The 12,264-nt window shown below is 63.4% G+C and carries 10 protein-coding genes; 2 read left to right on the plus strand and 8 right to left on the minus strand.

Annotated features, from left to right (window positions below; all coding sequences use genetic code 11):
* The 3 genes from PHP59_RS08335 to carA all read right to left on the minus strand — a co-directional run.
* Nucleotides 1-865: hypothetical protein (locus PHP59_RS08335; protein WP_300165942.1), on the minus strand; the 865-nt coding region annotated here is incomplete at its 3' end.
* Between the two features lie 253 nt (nt 866-1,118).
* On the minus strand, nt 1,119-4,286 hold the full coding sequence (gene carB / locus PHP59_RS08340) for a carbamoyl-phosphate synthase large subunit (protein ID WP_300165944.1): 3,168 nt from the start codon (nt 4,284-4,286) through the stop codon (nt 1,119-1,121).
* A complete protein-coding gene (carA, locus tag PHP59_RS08345; RefSeq protein WP_300165946.1) occupies nt 4,286-5,341 on the minus strand; it encodes a glutamine-hydrolyzing carbamoyl-phosphate synthase small subunit in 1,056 nt (351 codons plus the stop codon). The genes carB and carA overlap by 1 nt, the downstream gene beginning before the upstream one ends.
* A 114-nt stretch (nt 5,342-5,455) precedes the next feature.
* Between carA and PHP59_RS08350 the strand changes: the two genes are divergently transcribed.
* Together PHP59_RS08350 and PHP59_RS08355 are read left to right on the plus strand one after the other, a co-directional pair.
* On the plus strand, nt 5,456-6,340 hold the full coding sequence (locus PHP59_RS08350; protein ID WP_300165947.1) for a flavodoxin family protein: 885 nt from the start codon (nt 5,456-5,458) through the stop codon (nt 6,338-6,340).
* Between the two features lie 64 nt (nt 6,341-6,404).
* Nucleotides 6,405-6,755 (plus strand): hypothetical protein, encoded by a 351-nt coding sequence (locus PHP59_RS08355; RefSeq protein WP_300165949.1) that lies wholly within the window; start codon nt 6,405-6,407, stop codon nt 6,753-6,755.
* Here the strand turns inward: PHP59_RS08355 and PHP59_RS08360 are convergent.
* From PHP59_RS08360 to PHP59_RS08380, 5 genes are all read right to left on the minus strand, one after another.
* On the minus strand, nt 6,743-7,330 hold the full coding sequence (locus PHP59_RS08360; protein WP_300165951.1) for a carbonic anhydrase: 588 nt from the start codon (nt 7,328-7,330) through the stop codon (nt 6,743-6,745). The two genes, PHP59_RS08355 and PHP59_RS08360, sit on opposite strands and share 13 nt — an antisense overlap.
* A 637-nt stretch (nt 7,331-7,967) precedes the next feature.
* On the minus strand, nt 7,968-9,611 hold the full coding sequence (ilvD, locus tag PHP59_RS08365) for a dihydroxy-acid dehydratase (protein ID WP_300165953.1): 1,644 nt from the start codon (nt 9,609-9,611) through the stop codon (nt 7,968-7,970).
* A 140-nt stretch (nt 9,612-9,751) separates the two neighbouring features.
* Nucleotides 9,752-10,498 carry a uroporphyrinogen-III C-methyltransferase gene (cobA, locus tag PHP59_RS08370; protein ID WP_300165955.1) on the minus strand — a complete coding sequence of 249 codons (747 nt, stop codon included), beginning with the start codon at nt 10,496-10,498 and terminating at the stop codon, nt 9,752-9,754.
* Nucleotides 10,495-11,379: a hydroxymethylbilane synthase gene (gene hemC / locus PHP59_RS08375; RefSeq protein ID WP_300165957.1), complete on the minus strand. Its 885-nt coding sequence runs from the start codon at nt 11,377-11,379 to the stop codon at nt 10,495-10,497. The genes cobA and hemC overlap by 4 nt, the downstream gene beginning before the upstream one ends.
* The coding region (locus tag PHP59_RS08380) for an aminotransferase class III-fold pyridoxal phosphate-dependent enzyme (protein ID WP_300165959.1) at nt 11,370-12,264 on the minus strand (895 nt) is incomplete at its 5' end. The genes hemC and PHP59_RS08380, both read right to left, overlap by 10 nt.

Raw genomic sequence — 12,264 nt, forward strand, 5'->3', positions numbered from 1 at the left:
CGGTCTTGCCCGTGAGGGCGTACCCGCCGTCGGCGGTCTGGAGCACCTTTACTGCCTGGAAGTCTCCCTTTGCACCCTGTGCGGGCCATTGCAGATCGCGCGCCGCATAGTACTGCTCCCAGAGGAGAGCGCCGGTCTCGTTCGTCTTTCTCAGGAATGCGTCCACGGTCCCGTTGACCGGGTCGGCAGACGTGCCCGCGACCAGATAACCTCCGTCGTCGGTCTGGAGGACCGAGTACCCGGCGTCGTCATACATCCTCAGGAACCGTGCCGACCACTCCACCTCCCCGGTCTCGTTGGTCCTGACAAGGTACGCCGCGCCCGGCCCGCTCTCCGGGTTGTCCCGCCCGGTCAGGATGAAACCGCCGTCATCGCAGACCCGGATGTCCTTTGCCTCCTCCCAGGTCGGGCTGATGTTTCCTGTCGGTCCGGTCCAGAGGGGCGTCCCCGCACTGTTGGTCCTGACCATCATCATGCCATCGGTCTTTGCGCCCGCGATCTCTGTCTGCCCGTAGCCTGCCAGGATGTACCCGGCGTCAGGTGTGACTCTCACGGCGTTCGCCGTGTCATAGATGCCGTAGTCATAGGTCCTGTTCCAGAGGACGGTGCCGTTTCTGTCGGTCCGCAGCAGGAGCATGTCGCTCGTCGTGCAGTTCTGCTCCTTCCCGGCAAGGACAAATCCTCCGTCGGCGGTCTCCTGGAGGCCGTTGCCGAAGTCGTTCAGTCCCGAGTCGAATGTCCTCTCCCAGAGGACGTCGGGCATGCCTGTTGCCGCGGCCGTCCCGACCAGCATGAGCAGCAGCGGGATGACGATACAGATCGCCAGAGAGCGATGTGCCCCTTTATCTTTAGATTCATCTTTCATTCTGTCCCTCCTTCATATCCGGGGGGTTATGGCGAATGGAGCGTGAAATATGCCGCCCCTACAGCCGGGCATAGGGGATGAAAAATGATAAATCTTGCGCTGTTTCGAGAAGAAGAATCAGGATGTGTGTGCCACCAAAAGATATTGGTGGCGCACCGTCAAGACTATTGCAAATCAGAATATTTTTGCACATTCCTGCGCCGGGGGCCGCAGTTCATGCCCGGGAGTGCGTCGGGTAAAAAGAGAGGGGAGCTTATACCTTCCCCAGGTAGTGGTTCAGGGGCTCGATGGTGATCTCCTCGTGCTTCATCACCTCGATCGCCCGTGCCGCCGCCTCGGCCGCGGAGAGGGTGGTGATATAGGGCACAGAGTAGTCCACCGCCACCCGCATGATCGCGTAGTGGTCCTGGCGAGACTGCTTGTCTGCCGGGGTGTTGATGATCAGGCTGATCTCCCCTTTTCGCATCATGTCGATGACATTGGGCGACCCTTCCTGGACCTTCCTGACCATCTTCACGTCGACGCCCGACTGGATGAGGTACTCGGCCGTGCCGCCGGTGCCGTAGAGGACGAGCCCGAGGTCGGAGAGCTTCTTCGCGATCGGGACGATCGCCTCTTTCTGGTCGTCGGGCACCGAGATGAAGACATTGCCCCTGAGGGGCAGGTCGTTGTCCGCGGCCAGGCAGGCCTTGTAGTAGGCCCGGCCGAAGTCGTAGTCGATGCCCATGACCTCGCCGGTGCTCTTCATCTCAGGGCCGAGGACGGTGTCGACGCCCGGAAGTTTGTTGAAGGGGAGGAGCACCTCCTTGACGGCAACGTGGGAGATCGTCCTCTCCTGGTAGCCGAGGTCGCAGAGCTTCCTGCCCATCATCACCTTCGCGGCTATCCTGGCAAGTGGCAGGCCTGTCGCTTTCGAGACGAAGGGCACGGTCCTGCTTGCCCGCGGGTTCGCCTCCAGCACATAGACGGTGTCGTCCTTCACCGCAAGCTGGATGTTGATCAAGCCGACGACTCCCATTTCCAGGGCGATCCGTCGGGTGTAGTCTTTCACGCGGTCGATCACCGACTGCGAGAGGGACTGCGTCGGGATGACGCAGGCCGAGTCGCCCGAGTGGACGCCAGCCTCCTCGATATGCTCCATCACGCCGCCGATGAGCACCTCATCGCCGTCACAGACCGCGTCCACGTCGAGTTCATAGGCGTCCTGGAGGAAGCGGTCGATGAGCACCGGGTGCTGCCTGGAGACCCTGACAGCCTCCTTCATGTACCCGTCGAGTTCGACTTCGTCGTGGACGATCTCCATCGCCCTGCCGCCGAGGACGTAACTCGGGCGGACGAGGACCGGGTATCCGATATCCCGTGCAATTTTCCGTGCTTCGGTCTCCGAATGTGCGGAGGCGTTCGGCGCCGAGGGGATGCCGAGACGGTCGAGGAGGACGCTGAACCGGTCGCGGTCCTCGGCCATGTCCATTGCATCAGGAGAAGTGCCAAAGATCTTCGTCTTGAGGCCGCGCTTTTTGATCTCCTGTTCAAGGGGGATGGCCAGGTTCACCGAGTTCTGGCCGCCGAACTGGACCATCACGCCGTCGTAGTCGTCGTTGACCAGGACATTGACGACGTCTTCGAGCTGCATCGGCTCGAAGAAGAGCCTGTCCGAGGTGTCGAAGTCGGTGGAGACGGTCTCCGGGTTATTGTTGACGATATGGACGGCGATGCCCTCGTCCCTGACTGCCTGGACCGCGTGAACGGTGCAGTAGTCGAACTCGATCCCCTGTCCGATCCTGATCGGGCCCGAACCGAGGATGAGCACCTTCCTGCGTGTGTCGTGGAGATTTTCGTTCTCGTCCTCCCAGGTGGAGTAGAGGTACGGCGTCTTTGCCGGGAACTCGGCGGCGCAGGTGTCGACCATCTTGTAGGTGGGCCTGCCGGCCTTCTTCTCGACCTCGTCCACGGGGAGGCCGGTGAGTTCGGCGATCTCTGTGTTCGAGAAGCCGAGCCTCTTTGCCGTCCTGATGTCCCCTTCCTCGAAGTTCTCCTTCAGTTTCTTCTCGGTCCTGACGAGGTGCTCAATCTTTTCCAGGAAGAAGGGAGTGATCTTCGTCATCGCCGCGATCTCGTCGACGGTCATGCCCTGCTTGAAGGCGTCGAAGAGGCAGGCAAAGCGCTCGTCGGTCGGGCTTGTCAGGATCATCCTGATCTCGTTCTGGTTGGTGTGCTCCCGCACGTCGGTATCAAGAGAACGCAGGCCCTTCTTGAAGGCCTCTTCCACGGTCCTGCCGATGGCCATGACCTCGCCGGTGCTCTTCATTGCCGTGGTGAGCGTCCGGTCGGCGGTCTTGAACTTGTCGAAGGGCCAGCGCGGCACTTTCACGACGACATAGTCGATCGCGGGCTCGAAGGAGGCCGGGGTCATGCCGGTGACCGAGTTCAGGATCTCGTCGAGGTGCAGGCCGATGGCGATCTTCGCCGCGACCCGCGCGATCGGATAGCCTGTCGCCTTGGAGGCGAGGGCCGAGGAGCGGGAGACACGCGGGTTGACCTCGATGACACGGTAGTCACCGTCCTTGAACGCGAACTGGATGTTGCAGCCGCCCTGCACGTCGAGGGCCCTGATGATCTTGATCGCCGCGGAGCGCATCATCTGGAACTCGTCGTCGCGCAGGGTGAGGATCGGGGCCACGACGACGGACTCGCCGGTGTGGACGCCCATGGGGTCGACGTTCTCCATTCCGCAGATGATGATGCAGGTGTCGGTGGCGTCGCGCATCACCTCGAACTCGATCTCCTTCCAGCCCATCACCGACTCTTCGATGAGAACCTGGTGGATGCGGGAGCGGGTGAGGCCGACTTCCACGATCCGCCGGAGTTCTTCGGGGGTGTGGGCGATGCCGCCGCCTGCGCCGCCGAGGGTGTAGGCCGGCCTGATGATCGCGGGGAGGCCGACCTCGGCCAGGGCCGCGTCCAGGTCCTCGATGTGTTCGAGGATCATGCTCTTCGGGACGGGTTCCCCGATCTCGTTCATCAGTTCCTTGAACTTCTCCCTGTCCTCACCGTGGTAGATCGCCTCGAGGGGGGTGCCCAGGATCTCGACGCCGTCGAGTGCGCCGATCTCGGCGAGTTCGGCGGTGAGGTTGAGGCCTGTCTGGCCGCCCATGCCCGAGAGGATCCCGTCGGGCTTCTCCTTCTTGATGATCTTTGCAATGATCTCGGCCTTGAGGGGTTCGATGTAGACCCGCTCCGCCATTTCGGGGTCTGTCTGGATCGTCGCGGGGTTGGAGTTGACAAGGACCACCTCGACGCCCTCTTCGCGCAGGGCGCGGCAGGCCTGCGAGCCCGAGAAGTCGAACTCGGCGGCCTGTCCGATCTGGATGGGCCCCGACCCGATGATCAGGGCCTTTTTAATCTTCGGATTCTTCGGCATCAGGCAATCCTCCTGTACATCAGGTCAAAGATGGGACGTTCGGTATCGTGTGGGCCGCCATGGGCCTCGGGGTGGAACTGGACACAGAGCACGTCGAGGTCGTCGTTGCAGAAGCCCTCGAGGGTGCCGTCGTTCACGTTCTCGTAGGCGACCCTGCAGCCTTCAGGGAGGGTGTCGCCGTCCACGGCAAAGCCGTGGTTTTGTGTGGTGATGTAGATGGAACCGCCGATGTGCCTGACCGGCTGGTTGGAGCCGCGGTGGCCGAACTTCATCTTGTAGGTCTCCGCGCCGAGGGCAAGGGCCGTGACCTGGTTGCCCATGCAGATCCCGAAGACCGGAAGTTCGCCGAGGTAGTGTTTCACTGCGGCGATGGCGTCTTTCGCCTGCTTCGGGTCGCCGGGGCCGTTGGTGATGAAGATTGCCTCGGGGTCGCACCTGTCGATCTCGGCCGGTGTGGCATTGTACGGGTAGACATAGAGGTCGGCGCCGCGTTTCTGCAGGCTGACCGCGATGTTCTTCTTGATCCCGAGGTCGATGACCGCGATCCTCTTCCCGGGACCCGGGATGTGGAAGGGTTCCTTGCAGGATACCTGGGGGAAGAGGTCCTGCTCCGCGATGTCCGGGGCCGAACGGGCCATCTTCACCGCTTTTTCCCCGTCGTCGTTCCCGACGATGACGGCCGCGCGCATGGTGCCGTGCTGCCGTGTCTTGATGGTGAGCCGCCGGGTGTCGACGCCGGTGATCCCATACAAGCCGTTTTCTTCAAAAAAGTCGATGATTGATGTTTTTACCGTTGGATGCGTGCAGACTTCCCGGGTGACGCACCCGAGAGAATGCACGGTCGGACTCTGGAAATTTTGGTGGTCTACACCATAATTCCCGATGAGCGGGAAGGTGAACATGAGGATCTGTCCCTGATAACTCGGGTCGGTCATTGCCTCCATATACCCGGTCATCTGGGTGGTAAAGACCAATTCCCCGGAACAGGACCCCTCTACACCAAATCCCTCTCCTACAACATATTCGCCGTCTTCTAGACCCAGAACCGCCTTCATGAATTACCATATTCAATGCGCCGCGTACCTTATTAACGCTAGTGACCGTGACGGCACCTCCTTTCCGGGAAGGCATATATATGGTCATGTCCCTTCCTCCACCGGGAGTAGCAGATGCACGGCGCATGGATCCTCCGTTCGGCCGAGATCGTCGTGGATGAGATGCCGGGTACGCTTGTCCTGAAAGGAGAGGACCTCTCGGCGGCATACCCCGGTATGGTCAGGTACACCCTTGAGTTCAGGAAGGAGGACACCGTCCTCTATACCTACCGCACCAATACCTACGAGTACCCGCCGGCCAACCCACAGACAGCGGAGAGTGTGGCGCTCACGGCCTTCTACCGCCTGCGGCGGGAACTGCCCGAGCGCCCGGATACCTTCGTCCTCCACCCGCCCGAACCCGCGGTCAGGCCTCTCCCGCCCCGTACGCGCGCGGCGGTGATCATCCAGGGAAGCCCGCGGCTGTACGGGAACTCGGCCATCCTCGCCGGGTGGGCGGCCGACGCCTGCCGGGACGCGGGGCTGCGGTGTGAAACTCTCTATCCCGCGGAGATGCGCATCGAACCGTGCACGGGCTGTTTTCGGTGTTATAATGCCGGCAGGTGCGTAATCCAGGACGATATGCCCGCGATAGACCGCGCCCTCGCAGAGGCGGGACTGGTCATCGTCTGCACGCCGGTGTACACCGAGACGGTGCCGGCCGCGCTGAAGGCGGTGATCGACCGGTGTCAGGCGTACCGCGCCGGGCGCGTGCTGGCCGGCGGGGAGGCCGGCCGGCAGTCTGGCATTCTGTGTGCCGTCGCCGGCCGGAAGGGCGCGGAGAACTTCGTCTGCGTCAGCCGGGTGGCAGGATCTTTTTTCCGGTTCATCGGTGCTGAGATGCTCGGGGAGGTGTGTGTCGACGGGGCCGACGCGGTGAGCGATATCAGGGCGACGGCCGGGAGAGAGGCGGACGTGCGCGCGGAGTTGCGGGCCCTGATAGACCGGGCGGCGGACTGATCCCGGTCTCCAGTCCATGGCACGGAACAAATGCTCATATTGGCCCGGGCCAAACACTGATGGCATGGCAGACCATGCCCACATCGAGATCATCGGATTTTCGTACGGGGAGTGCAGCCCCTTCCCCTGCAATGAGGAGCGCTCTTGCGGCCTCAAAAAATGTTACCTCTCGGGGAAACTCGTGGACGCGACCGAGGCCCTGAAAGAGGCTCTTTCAGAGGAGTATGGCGGGACTGTGGACGTGACGCTCACTCTCCTCGACAAGGGCGTCCCCGACTACGTGCAGCAGATCGTCGAAGAGCACCAGCCCCCTATCCCGATCGTCCTGGTGAACGGGAAACTCACCCCTGTCGGCCGCGTCTCTCTGTCGCAGATAAAAAAAGAGATTGATTCCGCCCTTGGTCAGGCGATCTGATCCAGCTTTCCGGTCTCAAGGTCGAAGTACAGACCGTGGACCGTAACCTTTCCTTCTTTCTCCGCCTCCCTCACGATCGGGTAGGTCCGGAGGTTTTCAAGCTGGAGTTTCACGTTCTCTTCCTCGATCATCCTATGCCATGCCCTGAGGTCCTCGGCTTTGGTCGGCTTTGGCATCTTCGTCTCGACTGTGGCTCGTGCCACGGCGGCGTTCGAGAGCCAGAGGGGGATGTAGGCCTCGTTCGATTCTTTGTCAGAGGCGAGCGCTTTGATAGCACCGCAGTCGGAGTGACCGCAGACGACGATGTCGGAGACCTTCAGGTGTTTGACGGCGTACTCCAGGATTGTGGCGAAGTTCCAGTCGCCGATCCTGACGATGTTGCCGATATTGCGGTGGACGAAGATCTCACCGGCCTTTGCGCTGGTGATCCTCTCCGGGGCGACTCTCGAATCCGAACAGCCTATCCAGAGGACAGTGGGGCTCTGTCCTGTGGCGAGGTCGCGATAGTAGTCGCGGTGTTCGGTGAACTCGCCCTCGATGAATGTCTTATTGCCTTCAAGAAACCTGTCAATCATACCTAACTCCCGGCAGGCATGCTGCCGATGCTAAAAAATGTCTGTGAGAGGTATTGAACCCTCCGAAATCGATTCTGGAGACGATCTGTTTGGGAGGGGGACGGTGCATGGGAAAGGTGGCCATCAGGATAGGCGGGTATATGGCAATCCCCTGCCTCAGGATCTCTGCTCTCTCTTCCCTGACCCAATACTGAGCGGGGACGACCGGAGGGAGTCGAGAAGACGGAAAATCGGGCTCTGTTGAAAACCTCGTGTTCAGATTGATGTATCCCTCTATCCCCTGAGAGTAGATGTGGGTCCACCGCCTTCCCTATACTGATCGCCGGGGGACTCCTCGAAGACCTTCGGTCTTCTCGTTGCCCCCGGACCCCCGAAATTAGGATTGGCCCCGGGAAGAGCGAATAGGATATTCAGAGGGGGGAGATTGCCGTATCCCGACCAATCCTGAGCGGGGGTCCGGGGGCGTAGTCCCCCGGCGTAGGCACACCAGAAAAGGATTTCAACAGAGATGAAAAATCGAAGATTTTCCTGTGCGTGCACATCTTCGATGTGCCACGGACCAACAGGTCTTCGCTGGACGAGCGATAGCGAGGAGTTCCCCAGCATAGATTGTGGGGAAGTTTTCAGATCTCCGTCCTCACCTCTGCACTGCCCCTATCTCCGCACCTCCAACGGTTGCGGCGTACCGGGAGAGGATGCCTGACAGGATTTTTTTCACGGGCTGCCACTCGTGGCGGCGGGACTTCAGGGCCTCTTCGTCAACGAGGAGGTCGAGGCGGCGGTTGTGGAGGTCGATCGCGATCCGGTCCCCTTCCCTGACAAGGGCGATCGGCCCGCCCGCGGCGGCCTCCGGGGCGACATGCCCGATACACGGCCCCCGCGTCCCGCCGGAAAACCGGCCGTCGGTGACGAGGGCGACCTGCCTGTACCCGAAGCCGATCAGGGCGGCGGTCGGCGAGAGCATCTCCGGCATGCCCGGGCCGCCGCGGGGCCCCTCGTACCTGATGACGACGACGTCGCCCTCCCTGATCTCCTGGCCGAGGATCGCCTTCATGGCGGCGTCCTCGCCGTCGAAGACGCGTGCCGGGCCGGTGTGCCGCCACATCGCGTCGTCCACTGCGGCCGCCTTGACGACGGCGCCGGCCGGGGCGAGGCTGCCGTGCAGGACTTTCAGGCCGCCCGCCGCGTGGATCGGGTGCTCGGCCGGCCTGATCACGGCGGTGTCGAGGACCGAGGCCGAGGCCGCGATCGACCTTATCGATCTGCCGGAGACTGTCGGTGCGTCTTCGAGGTGCTCCATGACCGCGTGGAGGACGGCCGGTATCCCTCCTGCGCGGTGAAGGGCGACCATGGAGTGGGGCCCGCCGGGCTGCATGTGGCTGATGTGCGGCACGGTGTCGGAGATCGCGTTGAAGTCGGCGAGGGTGAGGGGCACCCCGGCCTCGGCGGCGATCGCCATCAGGTGGAGGACGGTGTTCGTCGACCCGCCGAGGGCCATGTCCACCCTGACGGCGTTCCGCAGGCTTTCGAGGGTGATGATCCTCCGTGCCGTGACCCCCTCGTGCACCAGGCGGACGGCCGCCTCGCCGCTCTCCCGTGCGACCCTCAGTTTTGCGGCGTCCACGGCCGGTATGGCGGCGCAGCCAGGCAGGGACATGCCCATCGCCTCGGTCATGCATGCCATGGTGTTCGCCGTGTACAGCCCCTGGCAACTCCCGCAACCGGGCATGGCGGCGCACTCCAGGCTGTGGAGCTCGTCCTCGCCCATCGCGCCCGCGGCGACCTTCCCGACGGCCTCGAAGACGTCGGTGAGAGTGAGGTCGCGCCCGCCCAGGTTGCCCGGCAGCATCGGCCCGCCGGTGACCATGATGGCCGGGATGTCCAGGCGTGCCGCGGCCATCAGCATGCCGGGCACGATCTTGTCGCAGGTGCCGACGCAGACCAGGCCGTCGAAGCGGTGGGCCTGGACCATCAGCTCGATGGAGTCGGCGATGTTCTCCCGCGACGGCAGGGAGTAACGCATCCCCTCGTGGCCCATCGCGATCCCGTCGCAGACCCCGATGACCCCGAACTCAAAGGGGACACCGCCCGCGGCGGCGATCCCCTCCCGCACCTTCTCGGTGACTGACCTGAGGTGGGTGTGTCCCGGGATGATCGTGTTCCAGGCATTGGCGATGCCGATGAAGGGGAGGCCCATCTCCCTGTCGGTGATCCCGAGCGCCCGCAGGAGGGCGCGGTTCGGTGCCCTCGGGTACCCTTTCTTGACGAGATCGCTCCTCATGGTTCTCACAAAGAGACAGTCTGAGAGTATATCAACCCTCTGCCCGGAGGGAGCAGGGTCACGCCGTGAGAGGCACGGCCATCGTCATGATGGCTGAAAAAAGAGGGAAGACGCCTTCCCACTCGCACTATCGAGAGGGTTCAGGGCCGGTAGACAGGCGTGCCGTCGTACAGGCCGACGACCTCGCCGATCACAATGACCGCGGGCGGCCTGACGCCGCGGGTCCGGGCGATCGCCGCGATCTCCGCGAGGGGCCCGACCGTCACCCTCTGGTCGGGGCGCATGCCGCGCTCGATGACCGCGACAGGCGTCGCCGGGTCGCGGCCGTTCCCGACCAGGGCCTCGGCGATCTTCCCCAGGTTCTTGACGCCCATGAGCACGACGATCGTCCCCCGCGTCCTGCCCAGGAACTGCCAGTCCAGGGCGGACTCGCCCTTGGTCGGGTCCTCGTGGCCGGTGATGATCGTCACCTGGGAGGCGAACTTCCGGTGCGTCACCGGTATGCCGACGGACTCGGGGACGGCGATGGCCGAAGTGATGCCAGGCACCACCTCGACCGTGATGCCGTGGGCGCGGAGGGTCTCCATCTCCTCCCCACCCCGCCCAAAGAGGAAGGAGTCGCCGCCCTTCAGCCTGACGACGTTCTTCCCTTCGAGGGCCTTCTCGACCATCAGGGCCTCGATATCGTCCTGTTCGAGGGTGTGGTCGCCACCGTGTTTGCCGCAGTCGATCTTTTCCGCACTCTCGGGCAGTGTGGCCAGGATCTCGTTGCCGGGGAGCTGGTCATAGAGGATGACCTCGGCCTCCGCGATTGCCTCCTGTGCCCGCGACGCCATGAGGCCTATCCCTCCCGGCCCCGAGCCCACCAGGGTTACCTTTCCTGTCATGGCATGATCCCCAGCTGTTTGTAGGCCTCCCTGATGAGGTCGCCGGCGTCGGTGCGGAGTTTCCTGCCGCATTCCCGGGCCTCGTCCGCGGTCGCGATCTCGTCCTCGACCCTGACATTCCGGCTCCCGTCGAGGGCGAGCACCTCGGCGATGAGGTGGCCGTCCCGGCAGTAGATGCCCTGCGGCGTGAAGCAACCGCCGCCGACCTCTTCCATGATGATCCGCTCGATCCCGACGTCCATCCGCGTCTGTGGGTCGTCGAGCGGCTGGACCATTTCGATGATCTCCGGGCTGTTCCTGCAGACAACGGCGATCGTACCCTGGTTCGGGGACGGGACGAACAGGGAGGTCGGCAGCCTCTGCCCCTTCACCGTGTAGCCCAGACGTTCAAGGCCGGCCTCGGCGAGGACGATGGCGTCGTACTCCTTCTCCCGCATCTTGTGGAGGCGCGTGTCCACGTTGCCGCGCAGCTGCCTGACATCGATCTCGGGGTCGTGCCGCAGCAACTGCGCCCGCCGCCGCGTCGAGGAGGTGCCGACGACTCTGACGTCGTCGATGTTCCCTTCATAGGCAAGATAGTCGGCAGGTGAGTCGCGGGTGAGGACGGCGCCGGTGACGACGCCCCGCGGCCGTTTTGCCGGGATGTCCTTCATGGAGTGGACGGCGGCATCGATGGTGCCGTCGATGATCGCCTCGTCGAGGGCCCGGACAAAGACGCCCTGCCCGCCGATCTCGTGGAGGGGGACGCCGGTGTTGGTGTCTCCCTTCGTCCTGATGACTGCCGTTTCAACTTCGATGCCCATCTGCGCCAGCGCCTTGCAGACCCGTTCTGTCTGCGCAAGGGCGAGCTGGCTTCCTCGTGTTCCTATTCTCAGAGACATGTCCTGTATGCGTCCGCGATGCGTTCGATGATCTCTTCTGTGTGCGCTGCCGAGAGGAAATTCGTCTCAAACTGCGACGGCGGGATAAAGATGCCCTTCGCCAGCATCTTCTCCCAGAATGTTCTGAAAGCCGTGGTGTCGCTCTCCTTCGCTTCGGCGTAGTTTGTCGGGGGCTCGGCCCTGAAGAAGTACTTGAACATGGAGCCGAGCCTGACAAAGGATCCGCCGGCATGTGCGTCCTCGCAGGCGTCGCCGATGGCCCGCGTCCCCTCGTCGAGGTGGCTGTAGACTTCGGGGTGGCCGTGGAGCCAGCCGAGCGCGGCGGCCCCGGCGGCCATGGTCAGGGGGTTCCCGCTGAAGGTGCCGGCCTGGTACACAGGGCCCTGCGGGGCGACCATCTCCATGAGGTCGCGCCTGCCGCCGAAGGCCCCGATAGGCAGGCCGCCGCCGATGATCTTGCCGAGTGTGGTGAGATCGGGGGTGACGCCGAAGCGTTTCTGCGCCCCGCCGATGCCGAGGCGGTAGCCGGTGATCACCTCATCGAAGATGAGGAGGACGTCGTGGTCCTCTGTGATCCGCCGCACCTCCTGCAGGTAGTTCTCCCCGGGGAGGACGGGGCCGACATTGCCCATCACCGGTTCGATGATGAGGGCGGCGATCTCCTCGGACGAGGAGAGGACGGTGTCGAGGGCCGCGGGATTGTTGTACGCCACCTGTCTCGTGTGGCGCACCAGGTCGGCGACGACGCCTGCCGAGTCAGGGACGCCCATGGTCGTCGCCCCCGACCCGGCCTGCACGAGCACGGCGTCGTGGGCGCCGTGGAATCCGCCCTCGATCTTCACGATGTCGGGCTTACCTGTGGCGGCGCGGGCGAGCCTGATCGCG

The sequence above is a fragment of the Methanofollis sp. genome (genome assembly GCF_028702905.1).
Classification (GTDB): domain Archaea; phylum Halobacteriota; class Methanomicrobia; order Methanomicrobiales; family Methanofollaceae; genus Methanofollis.